This is a genomic window from Sphingobium salicis subsp. salicis, from assembly GCF_049472635.1.
Taxonomy (GTDB): domain Bacteria; phylum Pseudomonadota; class Alphaproteobacteria; order Sphingomonadales; family Sphingomonadaceae; genus Sphingobium; species Sphingobium yanoikuyae_A.
In genome coordinates this window covers 4,312,957-4,334,505 of record NZ_JAYRCS010000001.1, presented here as the reverse complement: position 1 = coordinate 4,334,505, position 21,549 = coordinate 4,312,957, and the positions used below count along the sequence as shown (strand labels likewise).

Sequence of the window (21,549 nt, the reverse complement as noted above, 5' to 3'; positions counted from 1 at the left end):
GGGTTGGGTACCTTAATTAAGCGGCAGAAGTGGGCGGCCGTCATAGGAGAAGGGGCTGTCAAAATCGGCAAGCAAAGGCTGGAGATTATCCTTTGCCGAAAGTTCAGGGGATTGACCGTCAGGCAGAGGCCAGTCGATCCCTATGGCCGGATCGTCCCATCGCAGGCCGCTATCTTGCGCAGGCGCATAGGTATCCGAACATTTATAGCTGATTTCACAATCCTGTTCGAGCGTCAGGAAGCCATGGGCGAAACCGATCGGGATAAAAAGCTGATGGCCATTTTCGGCGGAAAGTTCAGCACCAACCCAATGTCCGTAGGTGGGCGACCCTTTGCGCACATCGACAGCAACATCGAATATACGCCCCCTGATGCAGCGCACCAGCTTGTCCTGCCCCCTTGGTGGGGTCTGGAAATGGAGGCCGCGCAGGGTGAATGGCGCCACTGAAAGGGAATGATTGTCCTGAACGAAGCGACATTCGATGCCCAGCGCTGCAAAAGCCGGTTCGGAATAAACTTCGGTAAACCAACCGCGGGAATCACCATGCCGGCGCGGCACGATCAGGCGAACAGGAGAAATTGTGGGATCCATTAGTTCAGGTTAGCGCGACTACACGCATTCCGCCAAGTCTCATTTATGAAGATGAGGCATGTGGCGCAAAATTTTTGTTGCCGGATGCGCGATTAGACAGGCTGTCATATATCGCCAGCATCCGCGCACCAATCACGTCAACGGTCAGATATTCGTGAACCAGCGCCTGCAATGGCATGGGATTTTCCAGCAAAAGAAGCTGTTCAGCCAGCCATTTTTCCATCGCGGGATCATCAGCCATGACAAATGGCAGGATACAGGACGCAACCGAGAAATTGGCGGCAAGGACGTACCAGAAATTGCCCGTCGTAATTGCTGGTCCGACGATCCCCTGATCCCACAAAATGACGTGGCAACCGCTCGCAAGGGCTTCAATGGCGGATCGCCCCGCCGCAAAGACCACATTATATTGCGGCAGGACCATCTCAGGACTGGCCTCCACCGTACCACCATATCCGATATGGTCGAGAGTGAGGCCATGCTGTTCCAGAACCCCCTGCATCTGCCGGATGTTAACATCCGTTACGCGACTGGAATGAAGCAGTGCGTTGCTGCGCCGCTCCGCCTGTTTGTTGCCGAAGCGTTTGGGATCGAAGAAATTGGGCATCAGTGTGATGTCGTCCCATCCAGGCGGGCCAAGTAGCGCCGTTTTCGCCTTGGCATGCAAGGACACCGCCACATAGGCATCCATATCCGCGCCCGGCCACTCGGGATGAGGCAGCAGACCATGTATCATATTGACTTGTCGGCAGTTCGGGCCAACCGCGATGCGCGCCTGCGCCGTTTCTTGCTGGTGATGGGTGTGCAGCACCGTGGGAGCAAAAGCTTCAAGCATCCCAAGGTCATCGGTGATCTCGAACCCCTTGATGGCAAACTTCTCCGCCACGGCACCCAGATGGGGGGAATATACTATCGTCGGAACAGCCGATCGATGCATGTAGGAGGCCATTTCAAGGGTCCATAATTCCGAACCCGCAAAGCCATCCAGCGCAATATTGGTAAAAGCCATGCGCAATTGGCCCATATCATTCCGGATCGGGCATGGCACAGACATGCGCTGCTCCAGAGTTGCAACCTCATTTTGCGCATGTTTCTGGATCAACGGGGAAACGATCGAGACTAATTTGGGATCTCGTAAAAAACTTTCGGTTGGAACAGCGCCCAATCGGTCCCGAAACAGCGCAGCGATTTCAACCTGCGTTTCATTCTCTATGCTGAAATCTTCTGCCTCCACGTCGCAAAACCTTTTCAAAACGATCGGCCAATTAATTGCACATCATTATGGATCGCCACGTTCGTTGTTCATGGCCACATAACCTGCCTTTAACCCGTCGCAGGGTCGGGCTGCCGTTCAAGATTCGTGCAATATAACTCAAACAACGGTGCCATACGAATGGAGTTCCCATAATGCGATCGGATTGATATGCGAACAATCTGTTGCTTCGGAAATGCGGTCCAACCGAATTTCAGGCATTCTATGGATCATTGGACGGTCCCAGTTGAAGGTGAATTTGATCGTGAGTGATTTTCTGAACACACCTTGCAATGAAGATGCAGTAGATTGCCTCTACAATATATTCTTTGGCCGCAATCCAGAAGAAGATCATCCTTGGATTGGCAATCCAGTGATAAATCTTATTAAAGCCATATCCGGTTCAGATGAATTCAACAAGAAATGTGAAGATATCCTTGCTGGTGGAGTGATAATTCTTTTCGAAAATAGAAATTTGGAAATTATATCAAAAATACCATCATTTCTTTCCGATATTGGCGCATCTTCACCACGTTCAAAAACATGGCCAGATTTCCTTCTTTCCGGCATAAACTTACTCGAAAACATAATCGGAAGCGACAGCGTTCCATACAATGCTCGTCTCGTTTCTTTAATGATTTCAGAAGATTATTTTGCGCCCCAAGATTATGACGAATTGATCAACGATATCATCAGTTTCGATGATGAATGGTTTATTCGCTTCAACAAGAATGTACCGACCCTGCGCTATGCGCAAAAATCCGAACTACAGGCTCTCGCCGCTCTGATGACTGTTACAGGCGAAGCAGAAATTTCGCCGTTTTTCAACATCAGCGGCCCCCGTAACAAGGATTTGCGGCGCGCAATATTCGGGAGCAGGAAAAAGCCTACAGAATTCACCCTGCAGGATGTTCTGATAAAGCTGAAAATCGCTTTCAATCGCGGACTGGTTTCGCACTGGCTGTTCAATGCCAACTATTATCTGTCGCAGCGGGAAGCGGCCTTTTCGGGTGGGCAGATCGATCCGTGGGTTCCGCATGACGACCCCTATCTTGATTTTCTGGTGCATGGCGATCGACATAATATCCGTCCGCACTGGCTGTTTTGCCCGACGGCCTACGCCATATTGAACAGCGGACTGGATCAGACCCATTCGTTTTTCAACCATTTCGTGACACTGGGTCAGTTCGACGAATTCAGGACATCGGCCCTGTTCGATCCCGAATATTATCGGATCATGAATCCGTCGATGCAGCTTCAGGTGCGAAATGGCGACCATAGCTGTTTGCTGGAAACGTTCGCCTGCAACACATATGTTTATGACGTCCCCTTCTTGCCGGACTTTGACCTGGGGTTTTACAAGAGCGCCAACCCCGACGTCGTTGCAGATGGCCAGCATGTCATCAGCGTATCGCACCATTTCCTGCTGTTCGGGGTGATGGAAGGGCGAAATCCCAACCCTTATTTCGATCAGCAATATCTGGGCGCACGCTATCCCTGGGTCGGCGATCAGTCGCGCAAGCTCGGCCTTTCCTTGCTGGAATATTTTCTGCTGATCGGCCGCCACGAAAATATGCGCGCCGCCCGTCCGCTGGCGGATCGCAATATAGACATGCTTCAGGCCAAGGCATTATATGAACGCCGGGCCAAGGACGCAGAGGCCCGAAGCCAGCGCCACCCGTTTGACTTCACGTCGGTGACCGACGATTCGCCTGTTCTATCCGTAGTCGTACCCGTCCATAATCAGGCCAGCTTTACCGCGCGGTTCCTGGAGCTCGCCTTTTTCGGGGCGGCGGAACTGAAAAGACGCACCGGGCGCACGATGGAAGTGGTTGTCGTCAGCAATGGCAGCACGGATACAACCGCCGATTTGCTGGCGACGACGTCAGGCATCAAATATGTCAACGAAGTCAAGGCATTGGGATATCCTGGCGCCGCCAATCTGGGCGCCGGAATGGCGACCGGCGATCTTGTGGTGGTTGTCAATAACGACATCGAATTCGAACCCAATGTGTTCGCCGATCTGGTTGAAAGCTACTATAAGACACCAAATTGCGGCGCCATCGGCCCGCGCATTCTGTCGATGGATCTTACCATCCAGGAAGTCGGTGCGTTCGTGGCCGGCGACGGCAATTCGTTCGGCTTTGGCCGGGGGGAAAGGTCAATTTACAATGCCATCGAAGAGATTCACCCGGTTGACTATGTGTCCGGGTGTTTCCTTTGCCTGTCGCGTGAAGATTTCCACAAGATGGGTGGATTTGATCAAGTATTTTCTCCCGGCTATTATGAAGAAGTCGATCTATGTTCCAGGATAGCCGATGAGCTAGGCAAGCAGATTTTTGTCGATACCGGCATCACGATCACCCATTATGAGCATGCGAGTTTCATGAAGGGTCGTCCCGCGACCGTCAGTCATCCGACGATCCTGCGCAACAGAAAGCGCTTCCTCAAGAAGCATTCCAAATTCCGCGCCAGGCCCACGATCGACAAGATAATGGGGGCAGCAGGCTTGTCCCGCCTTGGCGTCGCCAAAAGCCGCGTGCTAGTAATCGAGGATCTGGTACCCGACAGCAGGCTGGGTTCGGGTTTTGGCCGCGCCGCCGAAATATTGCGGACGTTCCACAAAATGGGCGTTGCCTATGATGTCCTGGCCGTCAATCCGACGATCAAGGTCGATGATTATGAATTCGGCGACGTTATGCTGTACCGTAGCTGGATGCCGGGAGAATCGCTGGACGCGGTGCTTAACCGGACGCCCGGGGGCTATTCACACATCTGGGTCTGCCGTTCGCACAACCTGTCGCGCTTTTACGATCCGATAAAGGTCTACAAGGACAAGTGGGGCATCAAGGTCATTTGCGACACGGAAGCCGTCAGCGTCCAGCGCACGATCGAACTGGCAAAATTGCAAGGCCGCCCGCCGGAAGAGGGCGAGATCATGGATCTGGTATCCGCAGAATTCAACGCGTCGGCGATCGTCGATCACTTCATCGCCGTCAATGACAGGGACGAAAATTACCTCCGGTCCATCGGACTGAGCAACATTTCAGTCATTTCGCATACTGCAAGCGGCATTTTGCGATCCAGCAAGCCGCGCAAGGATCGGACACGCCTGTTATTCGTCGGCGCGGTACATTCACCCCTATCGCCCAATTTCGACAGTTTGAAATGGCTTTTGAGAGGTGTCGGCAGCATGCTGGCCGAACATGGCCAGCGCCTCACTTTCGTTGGATATTGGGATGAAGCGATCCTGCGTGAATTTCGCGAAAACAATGCCAATGCGCATATCGATTTCCTGGGCATGGTATCGGAACAGGCGCTTTCGGAACTCTATGAAGAGGCTATCGTCGCACTGGCGCCCACGCGATATTCGGCGGGCATACCCTGCAAGGTCATAGAAGCGATGCTGACTGGCACGCCGATTGTGATGACCGAACTACTGGCCGATCAGATCAACGCCACCAGCCCGATCAGGGACAATCTGGCGGTTGCCGCGCTGGATTCAAATGGCGAGGATTTCTGCAACGCCATCAATCGCCTGATAAAAGACGAAAACTGGTGGAATATCGTGCAGAAAACACAGCTCGATTTTGCTGACGACAAATTCAGCACGCAATCGTTCGACAGCCAAGTACAGTCTGTTTTGGAGGCGACCAATATCAGCTGGTCCTATTGATCGCCCCCCCCACGGGAAGCGTGATGGAGGTCATTGCCCTTGTTCGCACGGGAACAAGGGCCTGATACCCCATAACGAGCGGTCGACACGTTCAGGCATGCCCCAGATGGACACCTCGAAAAACCGGTGGCGTCTGACGGCTTGAGGTGATTCACTGCCGGTACGCGACAGCGGAGGCAGAGATGGCAGTACAGCCGGGTTTCTTTGATCTTTCGGACCGATACGAGGCGCTGAGCGCGGCGGGCGATCCCCTGGAACGGTTGTCGGCCGTGGTGGACTTCGAGCTATTCCGGGGACCGCTGGTGGCCGCGCTGCGACGCGGCCCTCGTAACAAGGGCGGACGACCGCCGTTCGATCCAGTGCTGATGTTCAAGATCCTGGTTCTACAGGGCTTGTATTCGCTGTCCGACGAGGCGACCGAGTTCCAGATCAAGGACCGGCTATCGTTCCAGCGTTTCCTGGGCGTGGGGCTGGAAGGCACCGTGCCCGATGCCACCACGGTTTGGCTGTTCCGCGAACGGCTTGTGAAGGCCAAGGCGATCGACCGGCTATTCGCGCGCTTCGATGCCGCGCTCAAGGACCGGGGATATCTGGCCATGGGCGGTCAGATCATTGATGCCACCGTCGTGCCCGCGCCCAAGCAGCGCAACACCCAGGAGGAGAAAACGGCGATCAAGGAAGGCCGCATCCCCAAGGACTGGACGCCGGCCAGGGTTCGGCAGAAAGACCGCGATGCGCGCTGGTCGATCAAATATACCAAGGCCAAGGCCCAGGAAGGCGCCGATCCCAGGGCGACAAAACCGGTCGATCTGGCCATTCCGATGTTCGGCTATAAAAATCATATCGGCATCGATCGGACTCACGGCCTGATCCGCACCTGGGATGCGAGCGCCGCCAATGCCCATGATGGGGCGCGACTGCCCGATCTGATCAGCAAGGAGAACACCGCCTCGGGCGTTTGGGCCGATACCGCCTATCGATCGAAGAAGAACGAGGCATTCCTCGCGAGGGGCATGTTCACCAGCAATATCCACCAGAAGCGCTTGCCTAGGCGGCCGCTGCCTGAACGGATAGCCAGAGCCAATGCAAGGCGCTCAAAGGTACGCGCCGCCGTTGAGCATGTCTTTGCCGGACAGAAACACCGCATGGGCCTCGTCGTCCGTACCATCGGCATCGCTCGTGCCAGGATCAAGATCGGCATGGCCAACCTGGTCTATAACTTCCAGCGCCTTGCATGGCTCGAGGGCAGAACTGCGCCTGCATGACATGGAATTGGCGTCCCGAACTCGGCCGATACCGCGATCACGCCGCCAATGCAGCCGAAACGCCGCCTTTCATCAGCGCCGCGTGCCCCTTCCTACGCCATCAGACCAAAATCACCCGGTTATTCGAGGTGTCCAGATGGGTCGACGGGCGCCCTAGAAGATGAACTTCGGTCTGTACTTCAACAGTCTGGCAGGTTTTGACGTGACCCCCGGATTTCCTCCAGTCGGGATTAGAGCGGTTTTCGACCGTTTTGAATCGATGAGGGATTTCCCTCCGGTCTGATTTGTGATTCAGAATCTGTGCTGGTGAAGGAGGCCGGCATGGATGGGGCACCCTCTGTCGATGGATTTGCGCACGCGGCTTCTGGCGGCGATTGATGGCGGGCTGAGTTGCCGAGGAGCGGCGGCGCGCTTTGGGGTTGCGCCATCGACAGCCATTCGCTGGCAGGCGCAGCGTCTGGAAACCGGTGCCTTCGCTCCCAAGCCGCAAGGCGGCGACATGCGATCCCGCCGAGTGGAGGAGCGGGCGGTCGACATTCTGGCCTTGTGGGAGGCACGCAAGGACATCTGGACACCTCGAAAAACCCGTGGCGCCTGAGGGCCTGAAGTGATTCACTGCCTTTGCGCGATAGCGGAGGCGATGATGGCAGGGCAGCCGGGTTTCTTCGATCTTTCGGACCGATATGAGGCATTGAGCGCTGCGGGCGATCCGCTGGAGCGTCTGGCGGCCGTCGTGGACTTCGAGGTTTTCCGAGAACCGCTGGTAGCCGCGCTGCGCCGTAATCCTCGCGGCAAGGGTGGCCGCCCGCCGTTCGACCCGGTCCTCATGTTCAAGATCCTCGTGCTGCAGGCGCTCTACTCGCTTTCTGACGAAGCGACCGAGTTTCAGATCAAGGACCGCCTCTCGTTCCAGCGCTTTCTGGGGCTAGGCCTGGATGGCACGGTGCCCGATGCGACGACAGTGTGGCTGTTCCGGGAGCGTCTGGTGAAGGCCAGGGCCATCGACAGGCTCTTTGCCCGCTTCGATGCCGCCCTCACGGACCGGGGCTACCTCGCCATGGGCGGGCAGATCATCGATGCCACCGTTGTACCCGCCCCGAAGCAGCGGAACACCGAGGAGGAGAAGGCTGCCATCAAGGAGGGCCGGATACCCGAGCGCTGGCAGAATAACCCTGCGAAGATCCGGCAAAAGGATCGCGATGCCCGCTGGAGCGTGAAGTACACCAAGGCCAAGGTGAAGGAAGGCGCGGACCCCAAGGCCTTTAAGCCGGTCGACCTGGCCATCCCGATGTTCGGCTACAAGAACCATATCGGCATCGACCGGGCGCATGGCCTGATCCGCACCTGGGATGCCAGCGCTGCCAATGCCCACGACGGCGCGCGATTGCCGACGCTGATCAGCCGGGGCAACACGGCTTCGGGCGTATGGGCTGATACGGCCTACCGCTCGAAGAAGAACGAGGCCTTCCTCGCTAAAGGCATGTTCACCAGCCACATCCACCAGCGCAAGCCGCACCGCCGAGCGATGCCTGAGCGTATTGCACGCGCCAATGCCAAGCGGTCCGCGGTCCGCTCCGCCGTCGAGCACGTCTTTGCCGGGCAAAAGCACCGCATGGGTCTGGTGGTGCGCACCATCGGCATTGCTCGTGCCCGTATCAAGATCGGCATGACCAACCTTGCCTATAACTTCCAGCGCCTGGCCTGGCTCGAGGGGCGAATTGCGCCCGCGTGACGCCAAAGACGGCCTGTGAAGGCGCCGCACCGACGAAAATCAGCAGATCAGACCCCGAAACCAAGGCTCATACTTCCCTCTTGAGCCTTCAAGCCGCCATCATGCCGAAATCAGACGGTTCTTCGAGGTGTCCAGCTGTCAGGCAAAAGCCGCCAAGGACAACCTGCCCGCAGCAAATAGAAAATGGCCTCGATGATCTCCCGCATCGGCCAACGCCGTCGCCGTCCGCATTGGCACGGCGCGGGCAAATACGGCTCAATCAAATGCCATTCTGCATCGGTAAGATCGCTTCCATAGCGAAGCTGTGCGCGGCTATGATGTGCGCGGGCGGTCGGGTTCCACATGATGGCTTCCAAGGTTGGTGCGGATTCCGAGGTCATCGCGCGCACCATTCCGATTTGATGGCGCGCGGGCTTCCGAATTGATCGCGCGCAGCGTTCCGAGAATTGTCCGCGCAGTATTCCGAGCTGATCGCGCGCAGTTTGAGATGTGGAGAACCTGATCGTTGGGTCATTTCTACGGTCGCATAGCGACCGGAGGAATGGATGCCGACGAGGAGGGTTTCGATGCGCCAAGTGCGCGAGATATTGCATTTGAGCCTGGATGCCGGGCTTTCCACACGAGTTGTCGGCGAACGCACAGGCGTGGGTCCAACGACTGTTCGGGACACGATCAGGCGGCTGAGGCTGGCGGGTCTTGCGTGGCCGGTTCCCGATGACATGACCGAAGCGGAGCTGGAGGCCAGGCTGTACGGCATTCCGGGCGTGAAGCCCGGACGCCGCAAGCAGCCGGAACCGGACTGGTCGTTGGTGGCGCGCGAACTGAAGCGAAAGCACGTGACGCTCCAGGTCCTGTGGGAAGAGTATATCGCCGCTCAGCCTGACGGATATCGCTATAGCCGGTGGTGTGACCTGTTCCGGCGCTGGGAGGGGCGGCTGTCGCTGGTGATGCGTCAGAGCCATGCCGGTGGCGAGAAGCTGTTCGTCGATTATGCGGGCGACACGGTCCCCGTCGTGATCAACCGCCGAACCGGCGAGATCCGCGACGCCCATCTGTTCGTCGCGGTGCTGGGCGGCTCAAGCCTGTCATTCGCTTGTGCGACCTGGACCGAGCAGTTCGCCGACTGGATCGAGGGGCACAATGCCGCCTTCGCCTTCTTCGGTGGCGTCACGCAGTTGCTGGTGCCCGACAACGCGAAGGTCGCGGTGATCAAGGCCTGCCACTTCGATCCGATGCTGAACCGCAGCTACAATGACATGGCCCGTCATTACGGGACGGCCGTATTGCCGGCGCGGCCCCGGAGGCCGCGCGATAAGGCGAAGGTTGAAGCCTGTGTCGGCATTGTCGAGCGCTGGGTGCTAGGCCGACTGCGCAACCGTGGGGACTATCAGGAATTTCGTGTGCGGCGAGGCGGTTGACCATCAGGCCGTCATGGCCCTGATGAAACGTTCGCCGAAGAGCACGGCAAATTGCGCCTTCGCCATGTTCCATTCGCGCGGTGGCATTTTCCACTCTTTTTCCGATCGGTTCAAGATCAGATAGAGCAGCTTGGTGGCGGCCTCATCACTGGGGAAATGGCCCCGGGCACGAACAGCGCGGCGAAGCTTGGAGTTCAAGGCTTCTATCGAATTTGTGGTGTAGACGATCCGCCTGACCTCATCAGGAAAGGCGAAAAATGGGATGACCTCGGGCCATGCTCGGCGCCAACTCTGGCCGATGGCGGGATAGCGCTGCCCCCAGAAGCTTGCTTCGAAGGCTGTCAGCGCTTCCTCGGCGGCCACTGCATCAACGGCACGGTAGATGGCTTTCAGAGCCATTCCGAGCGCCTTGCGATCCTTCCACGCGACGAAATCCATCGAGTTTCGCAGCAAGTGTACGATGCATGTCTGGACCATCGCTTCGGGGAAGACCGCATTGATGGCGTCGGGAAAGCCCTTGAGGCCATCGACGACGGCCAGCATGATGTCCTCGACGCCGCGGTTGCGCAGTTCATTCATGACGCGCAGCCAGAATTTGGCGCCTTCATTCTGTTCCAGCCATAGCCCCAAGATTACCTTGGTGCCGTCGGCCATGACGCCCAGGGCGATGTGGATAGCTTTATTGCGGACCATGCCCTCATCGCGGATCTTGACCCGGATCGCATCGAAGAAGACCAGCGGATAGGCCGGGTCCAGCGGGCGTTGCTGCCAGGCCGCGACTTCCTCCAGCACAGCGTCGGTGATCGTGCTGATCAGATCGGGCGAAGCATCAATGCCATATAGTTCGCGCAGATGACCCGTGATCTCCCGGGTGCTCATGCCGCGCGCATACATCGAGATGATCTTGTCGTCGAAGCCGGGGAAGCGCCGCTGGTATTTGGCGATCAGCTGCGGATCGAAACTGCCGGCTCGATCGCGCGGCACCTCGATCTCGATCCGCCCGCTGTCGGTCGTCACCGTCTTGCGACCATAGCCATTGCGGTTGTTGCCGACCTGGTCATTGTGCCCGAGATGATGATCCATCTCCGCGTTGAGGGCCCGTTCGGCAAAAGCCTTCTTCAGGGAATCGAGCAAGCCGCCCTGGCTGAGCGCCGCCGCCGCGTCAGTGCCGGCCAGCAACTGATCGAGAATGTCGTTCGGTATCGAGGGTTCTTTCCGTCGTGACATATTGGGTCTCCTTGTTGCCCATTATGCCTCGCCGCACACGAAATTCCTGATAGTCCCCAACCGTGTCTTCTACAGCCTGGCTGAGCTCAACGCCGCTATCGCCGAGTGCCTCGCCGATCTCAATGAGACGCGGGTTCTTCGCCAGTTCGGTCGCACCCGCCGCCAGTTGTTCGAGGAAATCGACGCGCCCAATCTCAAGCCGCTGCCCGCCGAGCCCTGGGGGCACGCGGAGTGGAAGCGATGCCGTGTCGGGCTCGATTACCATATCGCCCTCGATCATCACCATTACTCTGTGCCACATCGCTTCGCCCGTCGTGAGGTCGAGGCCCGCTTCACCGCGCGCACCGTCGAGATCTTCCTGGGCGGCGAGCGCATCGCGGTTCATATGCGTGGCAGCGGCAATGGCCGGCATACGACGGTGCCCGAGCATATGCCTTCGAGCCACCGGCGCTATCTGGAATGGACGCCGGCCAAAATCCGGGAAGAGGCTGCCCGGATCGGGCCGATGCTGTCGCTGCTGGTCGAGCGCATTATCGCGGACCGACCACATCCCGAGCAGGGCTACCGCTCGTGTCTTGGTATTATCGGCCTCGCCAAACGCTTCGGCGCCGATCGGCTTGAGGCTGCTGCGATGCGCGCGCTGGAGATCCAGGCGCGCAATTACCCGTCCGTCAAATCGATCCTCGAAAAGGGGCTCGACAAGGTGCCCGTGTCCAAAGCCCCGGAACGCGAGCCGATCCTGCACGACAACATCCGGGGCTCCCAATATTACCACTGAGAGGAGCGACGATGCTCAAACACCCAACCCTTGATCAACTGAACCAGCTTGGGCTGACCGGGATGGCCCATGCCTTTGCCGAACTGGACGGCAATGGTGACGCCGCAGGCCTCGGCCATGCCGAGTGGCTGGCCCTGCTGCTCGATCATGAAGCAACCTGGCGCAACGATCGGCGCCTCGCGCTTCGGCTGCGTCATGCCAAGTTGCGGCATCATGCGGTGCCTGAAGACGTTGATTATCGCAGCGCGCGCGGGCTCGACCGCCGGCTGTTCGAAACGTTGCTCAAAGGAAACTGGATCGCCGCCCACGAGAACCTGGCCATCATCGGCCCCGCAGGGGTCGACAAGAGCTGGCTTGCCTGTGCGATCGGCCACAAGGCCTGCCGCGACAATCGCTCGGTCCTCTACACGCGCCTGCCGCGATTGATCGACGACCTGTCGCTGGCCAAAGGGGACGGCCGCATCGCTGCACGCATGAAGAGCCTTGGCAGGGTCGATCTGCTGATCCTGGACGACTGGGGGCTTGAACCGCTCGACGGAAATGCCCGCCACCACCTGCTCGAGATCCTTGAAGACCGCTACGGCCGTCGCTCAACCCTCGTGACCAGCCAACTTCCTGTGGCCCGCTGGTTCGATCTGATCGGAGATCCGACCTACGCCGACGCCATCTTGGACCGCCTCGTTCACAACGCTCATCGCCTCGAACTCTCCGGCGAGTCCATGCGCCGGAATCTCCCGGCTCAAGCCGCTTGACCAACAACGAACAGGAATGACATCTTCACCCAACGATCAGATGATCCACCTGCGCGCGATCAGATCGGAACGCTGCGCGGCATCAGATCGGAATACATGCGCGCGATGGTCGGAATCCGCAGGTTGGTGTCGCAACCCCTCGGAATCATATCGAAACTCGGCCGTCCACCGTTACGTCAGCGTTCTGACACAGCCTCTAAGTGAATAGCTTGTTTAGAGCGGTTTCCACTCATTCCGGTTCATATCCGCACGATTTGAAGTAATTGTCGCATTCGTCGGGCTGGAAGATATCGACGAGCTCTCCGATCAGGCCCCAAAGCCCGCTGACGGTTCGCTCGCCTGCTTTGCGGAGCATTGCCTTCAGCCGGGAGAACGCCTTCTCGATTGGGTTGAAGTCCGGGCTGTAGGGTGGAAGGAAGCGCAGGGTTGCACCTGCGGTCTCAATGAGCACTTGGACCGACGCGCGCTTGTGGCTCGACAGGTTGTCCATGATGACGATGTCGCCCGGTCGCAGTTCCGGCACGAGCACTTGAGCTACGTAGGCTTCGAACCAGTCGCCGTTGATCGGGCCGTCGAGTACCATTGGCGCAATCATGCCGGTCATGCGCAGGCCGGCCACCAGCGTGGTCGTCTTGCGATGGCCGTGCGGGAAGCCCATCCGCAGACGCTCGCCTTTGGCGCGGCGGCCATGGCTGCGTGTCATGTTGGTCGCCGTCCAGGTTTCGTCGATGAAGACCAGGCGTTCTGGTTCCAGATCGAGCTGACCGTCGAACTAGGGACGACGCGGGACTATCAGGAATTTCGTGTGCGGCGAGGCATAATGGGCAACAAGGAGACCCAATATGTCACGACGGAAAGAACCCTCGATACCGAACGACATTCTCGATCAGTTGCTGGCCGGCACTGACGCGGCGGCGGCGCTCAGCCAGGGCGGCTTGCTCGATTCCCTGAAGAAGGCTTTTGCCGAACGGGCCCTCAACGCGGAGATGGATCATCATCTCGGGCACAATGACCAGGTCGGCAACAACCGCAATGGCTATGGTCGCAAGACGGTGACGACCGACAGCGGGCGGATCGAGATCGAGGTGCCGCGCGATCGAGCCGGCAGTTTCGATCCGCAGCTGATCGCCAAATACCAGCGGCGCTTCCCCGGCTTCGACGACAAGATCATCTCGATGTATGCGCGCGGCATGAGCACCCGGGAGATCACGGGTCATCTGCGCGAACTATATGGCATTGATGCTTCGCCCGATCTGATCAGCACGATCACCGACGCTGTGCTGGAGGAAGTCGCGGCCTGGCAGCAACGCCCGCTGGACCCGGCCTATCCGCTGGTCTTCTTCGATGCGATCCGGGTCAAGATCCGCGATGAGGGCATGGTCCGCAATAAAGCTATCCACATCGCCCTGGGCGTCATGGCCGACGGCACCAAGGTAATCTTGGGGCTATGGCTGGAACAGAATGAAGGCGCCAAATTCTGGCTGCGCGTCATGAATGAACTGCGCAACCGCGGCGTCGAGGACATCATGCTGGCCGTCGTCGATGGCCTCAAGGGCTTTCCCGACGCCATCAATGCGGTCTTCCCCGAAGCGATGGTCCAGACATGCATCGTACACTTGCTGCGAAACTCGATGGATTTCGTCGCGTGGAAGGATCGCAAGGCGCTCGGAATGGCTCTGAAAGCCATCTACCGTGCCGTTGATGCAGTGGCCGCCGAGGAAGCGCTGACAGCCTTCGAAGCAAGCTTCTGGGGGCAGCGCTATCCCGCCATCGGCCAGAGTTGGCGCCGAGCATGGCCCGAGGTCATCCCATTTTTCGCCTTTCCTGATGAGGTCAGGCGGATCGTCTACACCACAAATTCGATAGAAGCCTTGAACTCCAAGCTTCGCCGCGCTGTTCGTGCCCGGGGCCATTTCCCCAGTGATGAGGCCGCCACCAAGCTGCTCTATCTGATCTTGAACCGATCGGAAAAAGAGTGGAAAATGCCACCGCGCGAATGGAACATGGCGAAGGCGCAATTTGCCGTGCTCTTCGGCGAACGTTTCATCAGGGCCATGACGGCCTGATGGTCAACCGCCTCGCCGCACACGAAATTCCTGATAGTCCCGACGACGCTGCTTCAGGACGTCGGGACGGTCTTGCTCGATTGCGTGCCCGGTCTTTTTTTCCGCGTGATGCCGTGGCGCACGAAAAAGCGATGCAGGGTGCCGATCCCGACCGGGGCGCCCCGCTCGACCAACCGAGCCTGAACTTCGACAAGGGTCATGTCGCCCTGTTCGGCAAGCAGTTCACGGATGAAGCCGCCATGCGCCTCGATCCTGCCAGAATGCCGGTCTCCGCCACGTGGCTTGGCGACAGCCTCACCATGTTCCAGCGCGCGTTGCCGCCAGCGGATCGCGCTCGATGCGCTGACACCAAACCGGTCCGCCGCAGCCCGACAGCTCAAACCCCCATCAATCGCAGCAATGACCCTGTCCCGCAGGTCCTGTGAAAGCGTTCGTGCCATCCATGCTGGCCTCCTGCCACCAGCAGACAGCGTGAATCACATCAGCGCAGCAAAGGGAACCCCTGCCGATTCAATTCAGGTGGAAACCGCTCTAAAGCGGCAACGATCAGATGGGTGGTTCATCCAACTGGTGCATGCGTAAAAGTGCGCCTTCAACTTCACCAGCAATCAATAAACCGTCGTCGACCGTAAAGCCGCTTTCGCCATCGATCACGCCTTCGCCCGAATGCATCGCCAGAAATGCGTGGAAACGTTCAAGGGCGGCTCTTATGTCGTCGGGCATGATCGTCTCCGATAAGCATCATCGCTCGGTGACAATACGCCTGTCACTCATTATGGTTCAGGTTGCATAGAAAAGACCTGTAATGCAGGAAGTCGCCTTGCATCAAAACATGGCGACTTCCCGATAGTCGAATTCACGGAAGGTGAATGCGACGCCGGACATTTTTAACAGCTGTCATACCAATATACGTGAGAATCAAACACCAAAAAGTAACATATGGAATGCTGAAATATGTATCGACAGCAACTCTGAAATAACCATATCTAATTATTTCAAAAACTGCAGCTATAGGGAATAATGTAACCCAGTCTCTATACGCATCAGGTACCCATGATATTTGGTAAAAAGCTCCTGATAACGGCATCAACACATATGTGATAGGATGCACAAACCTTGCCACAAGCCTGTTGTCGTGCGTCCATGCGCATATAATCAACGATAAGGCGAATGATATCCAGAACAGCAGAAATACGCCGATCAAAAATTCGAAAAGCCGGGCGGGAATGGTGGCCCATCCTACTATGTTGACTATCGACATCAGGACAGTGAATGCCATTATCGAACCGACAGCTTCCAATATGCCTCGCGCCAGCATCATGTCAAAAATGGTGACACGGCGATGGTAAAGCAGCGGCATGTTGGATTCCAACGCGCCTTCGGAACGGGTCACCATGCCACGAAACATGATGAACAACGTGTATCCGAGAATGGCGAATGGAACCGGATGGATGCCCCCATGCGGCAACCCGTGTCCGAGATGGAGCAAGGCAACAGCGCTTGCCAGGCTAAGTGGTTCAAGAATGACCCAAAGATAGCCGATATTCTCTCGGCCATAGCGTGTGTGAAGTTCGCGCATCAGCAGCGCGCCGATCACGTTCCCCTGGACCCTAAGGCCGCGCCAAAATCCTCGGTCTCCGGATGAACCCGATGCGTCTGAAATCATAGTCATACGGTTGTTCCTATAGCGGGATCATCCGGGCGACACTATAAAATCTTCGTCGGCACACGCGGGTTGACCCACGCTTATGTGATCTGGCAACGATCGTGCGCCTTCGCGCTAAGCTGCCTTCTGGAGTAGCCTCATACCACTCCATTTGATGGTATGATGGGCGAGCATTCATACAGGCTTTTGCCCGAATGGAATCTGCGATTTTAAGTAACCTGCCCCCCGTCAGTCCCTCGATCATAACGATGCGCCAAGCGCCTTCTGGTGTCCGGAATGCCGGTCGTTTTGCGAAGGGGGACCGCGACTGCCCGCCCCCTCAGGATTGTGCAAGCCTACTTACCTGACGAACAACGAAAAGGCGCTGATAGGCAAAAAACCAGTATCATCTTTTCGCTTCGCACCTTAGGCTCGTCCTATGCAGACATGGAAAAGCTGGTGGGCTGGCCTATCCCGCCAGATCAGGCCAAAATCCAACGGCATGCCTGTGGGGCGCCGCACAGCGAACCACATCAAAGCCGCAAATGCAGCACGCACGCGACAGGACTGGATCAGGGCCGCTGCCGATTATCGCCTGGCATTGGCCAGCGAGCCACATTTGCACCATCTATGGGTCCAGCTTGGCCACATGGAAAAGGAAGCTGGCGCGATCGACCGGGCGCGGAATGCCTATGAAGAGGCCGTCCGTCTGAAGCCGCAAGACGTCGAACCACTTCTGCACCTTGGTCATATGGCTAAGGCCTGGCAACAGCCTGCGGAAGCCGCCACCTATTTCTTTCAGGCATTGCAGGGGGACGGCCGCAATTTGCAGGCCATTTCAGAACTGGCCCGCGTGATGCCCGATCACGACCATGTCGACCCTGCCTTCTGGGCTTCGGCGATGGCCGTCCTCAACATCCCCGACGAAACGATCATGTCCAGCGGTCAGGATCCGGCATTTTTGCCGGACTATTCCATGATGTTCGACGTCACCGACCTGCTTGCTTTCTTCGGGCAGCGTCGGCTGCCTACCGGCATCCAACGAGTGCAGATCGAGATTTCTTTGGCCCTGATGGACGATGAGGTTGGCGTCTGGCCCCTATTCTGCATCTATTCCAGCGCGCGGCGAGGCTGGGTCGCGCTGCCATCCGTCGATTTTCAGATATTATGTCGTCTGGCCAAGCAAAGCGACGACGTAAGCGATCCGATATGGATCGAGCAGCTATTCCGGATTTACCGGAAGATCGCGATAGCACGAACCATCCAACTGTCGTCCGGCCCGACTCTCGTCAATCTGGGTACATCCTGGTCGGATCGCAACTATCTGCTCGATGTCCGTACCGCACGCGCACGCACAGGCATCATCTATGTCCCACTGGTGTTCGATCTTATCCCGCTGATCGAGCCGGCCTGGTTCATGGAATCGCTGGTGCGCGATTATCGGGCATGGTTCAGCTCTCTGCTGCATTCGGCCGATGGATACTTGGTCATTTCACAGGCCACACGCCGGGATCTGCTCGATAAGGCGGCAGAACGGAACGCGCCCATATCGGCCGATGCCGTGCCAGTGGTCCCGCTCGACGGCAATTTCCGGCAGGATGCTGCCGATGTCGCGACCTTACACACCTATGGCTTGAACCCGCAAGCTTATGTTCTGCTTGTTTCGACGCTGGAACCACGGAAAAATCATATTGGGGCATTTCACGCCTGGATGCAGCTGGCCGAGACGATGGATGAAGCAACCTTGCCGCATCTGGTCTGCGTAGGTGGCCGTGGCTGGCTGAATGACGCGCTGCATCAAATGTTGCGCGACACCCCCCATTTGCAAAAGATGGTGCATATCCTGCACGGCGTACCGGACGACAGGCTCGCCATGCTGTATGAACATTGCCTGTTTGCGCTCTATCCCAGCTTTTACGAAGGATGGGGCCTGCCCGTGTCGGAAGCCCTGTCCTACGGCAAGGTTCCTGCGATTTCGGCGGTTTCCTCCCTACCCGAAGCAGGTGGCAGTTTCGCCCAATATTTTGATCCTTATGATGCGGACAGCATCGCGACCGCGATCTTGGCATTGCTGAATACCGAGATCCGCAGTGCCGCCGAACGAACCATCAGAGACAGCTATGCGCCACGAACATGGAGGCAGATCGCACAGGAACTGCTGACGAAGGCGCAGATGGTCAAGCCGCGCGCATCAGACAGTCTGGTGGCCGTCTCCGGCCCCGGAACCTGGCTCCTGTCCCTTTCCCCGCAGGCGGAACAAGATATTATGTGGGGTGAGCCACTGCGCTATGGCAATGACTGGCAAGCGCCAACCAGCGCTGGCTGCCGCATCACGGGGCAGGACGCTGCGCTGTGGTTCCATTGGTCCGGCGCCCCCGGCATGCAGTTGCATGTTCATGTCACCGGTGCCCAGGACACAGTTTGCGTCAGCGCCAGCATGAGTGCTCTGTCCTGCTCCCGCCAGGAAAAGGTCGGGGGTAGCGCGATCCTGTCATTTTTCCTGCCCGATGCGCCCGGCCCCGTGCGGGTCGCGCTGCATCCTTCAGGTACGGATATCATTGTCGAAAAGGTCGAAATTACAGGTGAATTATAGCTCACCCTTCACCTATTCAGCGTACCAGCAACAGCATCACATCCTCTGTCGGAGAAGCTGCGAGGATCGAGGCCCGATCAATGGGCTGCACCCCTTTCTCCAGTGTTATGACTGACAGGCTGAAACCTTCCGAAACAATCTGATCTATAAAAGCACCTGGATCTGCATAGCGCATGCGGGCAAATTCCAGCACGATCGTTAGCGGGCGACCTTGTTCCAGAATGCCCGACATGCCGTGCCAGATTGTCATTTCGGACGTGTCGGCATCAATTTTGATAAGGTCGGCATCATGCAGTTCCGCATAGCTATCGAGCCGCCGGGTCCGCATGAAATGGGTTTCGACCGCATCGTCCGTCGCTGCGGGGTGATCTGCGGGAAGAAGATGGCCATTCTTCGGCTCATCGGCCGGCACGATCAGCACCACGTCGGCCTCCGCATCCGCCAGAGCCTGTTCATGAACCGTGGCGATGCCCGAAAATCCGTTAAGCGCCAGGCTCTGCGTCATCCGGCGCGCCAGCTCGATATTGGGTTCGAAGGCATGAACCTGGCCAGAATCTCCCACCAAATCGGCCATCAGCAACGAGAAATAACCAAGGTTGGCGCCAACATCGACAACCTTCATCCCAGGTTTGACCAGTTCGACCATCAATTCGGTCAGCCACATTTCCCAATAACCATCAAGAAGCAAATGGCTCGACAGACCCACATCGGTCGTATCAATGATCATCTTGTATCGACCCAGCACCCGGCACAAAGACCGTTCCCCGCCCAGATAGGCGTTGGCGCAAAGTTCGCGGATCACGGCTTCATTGCGTTGCCGTGGAAGCGTCAGCAGATGATCCAGATGGAATAGCCGGATACCCGTATCATTGGCAAAGATTCGACGAAAGCGGGACGAGACGCCGGCAATAAGGGACATGTGCTTCATACCTGCGAGCGTATAGGACAAACTCAACGACAAAGCGACTATGCTGTGAAGATACCGCTTCGCGAACGGACGTAATGCGATCAGTGCCATCCACATGCGACCGCGCATGACGAATTTATATTCTATGGCGCGACATCCCGCTATAGAAGCAGCCGCATGACAATGATTTATGACGTTTCAGGTTCGTCCAAATACCGGACATTGCAGCGCTGCCGGCAAGCGCGGAGCTATGCGATCGGTGTCCCCCTGACGCGCGGGGTTCACGCCCGCAGCAACCATGAAAATAGTGGTGGCCGATCGGCATTGCCTCCTATGGCAGGTCCCGTTTCCCAGCTAAAGAGGGGTTGCTGCCTGACACCTGCAATCGTCCAACGGTATTTTAATGAAAAAAACGTATCGCATAAATTTTACATATGAATATCTATATTCGACTTAAAATAATTCATAATCCTTTAAAATAAGGTTTCATATTTTGGATCATTCAACATCAGCAATCGATTCCAAATTGATTGAATGGCTACGCAGGCATCGCAACTGGTGTCTATTTGTGCTTATGCCTACTCTATTGGTCGCGCTTTATTATTATATTGCAGCAGCTGACCAATATGAGTCAGAAGCACATTTTGTTGTCAGAACTTCAGAAACACCGACCGCGTCTCCAAGTGGCCTCAGCCAGGCTTTGACAATGGTAGGTGGCGCATCTTCCGAACGCGATGCGCTAGTGGTCGCTGATTATCTTGAGTCTCATGATTCGGTTAATGCCTTGCAATCCAAAATAAACTTAGCTGCAATTTTCCGCAGGCCCGAATCCGACATAGTATCGCGCCTGTGGTTTGGTCAGCCAACGCCTGAGCAGCTGCAGAAATATTTCAAGAGCAAGGTCGATGTTGATGTCAGTACTGAAACTGGCATTACAACTCTTAAGGTTCGTAGTTTTCGTCCTGAAGATTCCTATCATATCATTCAGGAATTACTGAAAATGAGCGAGGCTAGGGTCAATACGCTCAACCAGCGCAACTATGCCAACGCCATCAGCCTGGCAGAGCGGCGCGTGCGGGAAGCGGAAACCAATCTGACCCAGATACAGCAGCAGATAACCCAGTTCAGGCGGAACGAGCAGGACTTCAACCCGCAAGTAACCGGCACTTCGCGTACCGGCATGGTGTCTGACCTTCAGGCCCAGCTGGCAGTCGCACGCGCGCAAGAGGCATCCATGGCGGCCGCCGTCCGCTCCAATAGCCCCCAGTTGATCGCCCTGCGCAACCGCGTGGCGGCACTGTCGCGCCAAGTCGGAGCCGAAACCTCCAAATTGTCGAAGGGCCCCGGAAACGTGGCAGCTGGCCTGGGCGCCTATGAGGGCATAAAGATCCGGCAGGAAATGGCCGGCAAGCAGTTGGAAATCGCATCGGCGTCGCTTCAGCGCGCGCAGGACGATGCGAGACGCCAGCAGTTGTTCGTCGTGCCGGTGGTCGATCCGAACATGCCCGTGAAGGCCCTCTTCCCAGAGCGTGGCAAGACCGTAGCCACGACCTTTTTTGCTCTGCTGCTCATCTATGGCATTGGCTGGCTGATCATGGCCGGCGTCAAAGAACACGCGGCCTGATCAATATGAATGCCCGGCGGATT

General features: G+C 57.2%; 14 protein-coding genes and 5 pseudogenes. 10 read left to right on the top strand and 9 right to left on the bottom strand.

The features are described from left to right. Positions 1 to 12: 12 nt before the first annotated feature. Positions 13 to 591, bottom strand: coding sequence for a dTDP-4-dehydrorhamnose 3,5-epimerase (gene rfbC / locus VHN57_RS20950; RefSeq protein WP_423285217.1), 579 nt, complete (start codon positions 589 to 591; stop codon positions 13 to 15). Between the two features lie 43 nt (positions 592 to 634). Further along, positions 635 to 1,825: a hypothetical protein gene (locus VHN57_RS20945; protein WP_423285215.1), complete on the bottom strand. Its 1,191-nt coding sequence runs from the start codon at positions 1,823 to 1,825 to the stop codon at positions 635 to 637. Between the two features lie 283 nt (positions 1,826 to 2,108). On the opposite strand from VHN57_RS20945, the gene VHN57_RS20940 reads away from it, so the two are divergent. From VHN57_RS20940 to VHN57_RS20925, 4 genes and pseudogenes are all read left to right on the top strand, one after another. Beyond that, positions 2,109 to 5,519, top strand: coding sequence for a glycosyltransferase (locus tag VHN57_RS20940; RefSeq protein ID WP_423285213.1), 3,411 nt, complete (start codon positions 2,109 to 2,111; stop codon positions 5,517 to 5,519). A 182-nt stretch (positions 5,520 to 5,701) separates the two neighbouring features. Then, the gene (locus VHN57_RS20935) at positions 5,702 to 6,784 is read left to right on the top strand and encodes an IS5 family transposase (RefSeq protein ID WP_423285211.1); all 1,083 of its coding nucleotides are present in this window, start codon (positions 5,702 to 5,704) and stop codon (positions 6,782 to 6,784) included. Between the two features lie 325 nt (positions 6,785 to 7,109). Further along, positions 7,110 to 7,352, top strand: a pseudogene (locus VHN57_RS20930) (IS630 family transposase); the annotation flags it as partial. A gap of 75 nt (positions 7,353 to 7,427) precedes the next feature. After that, positions 7,428 to 8,516, top strand: coding sequence for an IS5 family transposase (locus tag VHN57_RS20925; RefSeq protein ID WP_423286078.1), 1,089 nt, complete (start codon positions 7,428 to 7,430; stop codon positions 8,514 to 8,516). 113 nt (positions 8,517 to 8,629) lie between these two features. Here VHN57_RS20925 and VHN57_RS20920 read toward each other — a convergent pair. Beyond that, positions 8,630 to 8,860: pseudogene (locus VHN57_RS20920) on the bottom strand (transposase); the annotation flags it as partial. Positions 8,861 to 9,082: 222 nt separating this feature from the next. Between VHN57_RS20920 and istA the strand changes: the two are divergent. Then, positions 9,083 to 9,904, top strand: a pseudogene (gene istA, locus VHN57_RS20915) (IS21 family transposase); the annotation flags it as partial. Positions 9,905 to 9,937: 33 nt separating this feature from the next. Here the strand turns inward: istA and VHN57_RS20910 are convergent. Then, positions 9,938 to 11,161 carry an IS256 family transposase gene (locus tag VHN57_RS20910; RefSeq protein ID WP_423282641.1) on the bottom strand — a complete coding sequence of 408 codons (1,224 nt, stop codon included), beginning with the start codon at positions 11,159 to 11,161 and terminating at the stop codon, positions 9,938 to 9,940. A 58-nt stretch (positions 11,162 to 11,219) separates the two neighbouring features. Between VHN57_RS20910 and VHN57_RS20905 the strand changes: the two are divergent. Together VHN57_RS20905 and istB are read left to right on the top strand one after the other, a co-directional pair. Further along, positions 11,220 to 11,939 (top strand): annotated as a pseudogene (locus VHN57_RS20905) (Mu transposase domain-containing protein); the annotation flags it as partial. An 11-nt stretch (positions 11,940 to 11,950) separates the two neighbouring features. Beyond that, on the top strand, positions 11,951 to 12,691 hold the full coding sequence (gene istB / locus VHN57_RS20900; protein WP_423285209.1) for an IS21-like element helper ATPase IstB: 741 nt from the start codon (positions 11,951 to 11,953) through the stop codon (positions 12,689 to 12,691). Between the two features lie 229 nt (positions 12,692 to 12,920). Here the strand turns inward: istB and VHN57_RS20895 are convergent. Then, positions 12,921 to 13,463: pseudogene (locus tag VHN57_RS20895) on the bottom strand (IS630 family transposase); the annotation flags it as partial. Positions 13,464 to 13,533: 70 nt separating this feature from the next. On the opposite strand from VHN57_RS20895, the gene VHN57_RS20890 reads away from it, so the two are divergent. Continuing rightward, positions 13,534 to 14,757: an IS256 family transposase gene (locus VHN57_RS20890; RefSeq protein WP_423282641.1), complete on the top strand. Its 1,224-nt coding sequence runs from the start codon at positions 13,534 to 13,536 to the stop codon at positions 14,755 to 14,757. A 53-nt stretch (positions 14,758 to 14,810) separates the two neighbouring features. Here VHN57_RS20890 and VHN57_RS20885 read toward each other — a convergent pair whose 3' ends face one another. The 3 genes from VHN57_RS20885 to VHN57_RS20875 form a co-directional block, all read right to left on the bottom strand. Further along, positions 14,811 to 15,197, bottom strand: a complete 387-nt coding sequence (locus tag VHN57_RS20885; RefSeq protein WP_423285207.1) for a helix-turn-helix domain-containing protein — start codon at positions 15,195 to 15,197, stop codon at positions 14,811 to 14,813. Between the two features lie 106 nt (positions 15,198 to 15,303). After that, on the bottom strand, positions 15,304 to 15,480 hold the full coding sequence (locus VHN57_RS20880; RefSeq protein ID WP_423285205.1) for a hypothetical protein: 177 nt from the start codon (positions 15,478 to 15,480) through the stop codon (positions 15,304 to 15,306). Positions 15,481 to 15,613: 133 nt separating this feature from the next. Next, positions 15,614 to 16,354 carry an ABC transporter permease gene (locus VHN57_RS20875; RefSeq protein ID WP_423285203.1) on the bottom strand — a complete coding sequence of 247 codons (741 nt, stop codon included), beginning with the start codon at positions 16,352 to 16,354 and terminating at the stop codon, positions 15,614 to 15,616. A 487-nt stretch (positions 16,355 to 16,841) separates the two neighbouring features. Here VHN57_RS20875 and VHN57_RS20870 point away from each other — a divergent pair, with 487 nt between their 5' ends. Then, complete coding sequence (locus tag VHN57_RS20870; protein WP_423285201.1) at positions 16,842 to 18,995, top strand: glycosyltransferase; 2,154 nt, start codon at positions 16,842 to 16,844, stop codon at positions 18,993 to 18,995. Positions 18,996 to 19,011: 16 nt separating this feature from the next. On the opposite strand, the gene VHN57_RS20865 is transcribed toward VHN57_RS20870, so the two are convergent. Next, entirely contained in the window at positions 19,012 to 20,019 is a 1,008-nt protein-coding gene (locus tag VHN57_RS20865; RefSeq protein ID WP_423285199.1) for an FkbM family methyltransferase, read from the bottom strand. Positions 20,020 to 20,395: 376 nt separating this feature from the next. Here VHN57_RS20865 and VHN57_RS20860 point away from each other — a divergent pair, with 376 nt between their 5' ends. Further along, positions 20,396 to 21,526, top strand: a complete 1,131-nt coding sequence (locus VHN57_RS20860; RefSeq protein ID WP_423285197.1) for a lipopolysaccharide biosynthesis protein — start codon at positions 20,396 to 20,398, stop codon at positions 21,524 to 21,526. The last annotated feature ends 23 nt before the right edge of the window (positions 21,527 to 21,549 follow it).

Bases quoted from the DNA above. Each gene is read 5' to 3' on its own strand.
- rfbC (WP_423285217.1), bottom strand. From the start codon at position 591: ATGGATCCCACAATTTCTCCTGTTCGCCTGATCGTGCCGCGCCGGCAT.
- VHN57_RS20935 (WP_423285211.1), top strand. From the start codon at position 5,702: ATGGCAGTACAGCCGGGTTTCTTTGATCTTTCGGACCGATACGAGGCG.
- VHN57_RS20925 (WP_423286078.1), top strand. From the start codon at position 7,428: ATGGCAGGGCAGCCGGGTTTCTTCGATCTTTCGGACCGATATGAGGCA.
- VHN57_RS20910 (WP_423282641.1), bottom strand. From the start codon at position 11,161: ATGTCACGACGGAAAGAACCCTCGATACCGAACGACATTCTCGATCAG.
- istB (WP_423285209.1), top strand. From the start codon at position 11,951: ATGCTCAAACACCCAACCCTTGATCAACTGAACCAGCTTGGGCTGACC.
- VHN57_RS20890 (WP_423282641.1), top strand. From the start codon at position 13,534: ATGTCACGACGGAAAGAACCCTCGATACCGAACGACATTCTCGATCAG.
- VHN57_RS20885 (WP_423285207.1), bottom strand. From the start codon at position 15,197: ATGGCACGAACGCTTTCACAGGACCTGCGGGACAGGGTCATTGCTGCG.
- VHN57_RS20880 (WP_423285205.1), bottom strand. From the start codon at position 15,480: ATGCCCGACGACATAAGAGCCGCCCTTGAACGTTTCCACGCATTTCTG.
- VHN57_RS20870 (WP_423285201.1), top strand. From the start codon at position 16,842: ATGCAGACATGGAAAAGCTGGTGGGCTGGCCTATCCCGCCAGATCAGG.
- VHN57_RS20865 (WP_423285199.1), bottom strand. From the start codon at position 20,019: ATGTGGATGGCACTGATCGCATTACGTCCGTTCGCGAAGCGGTATCTT.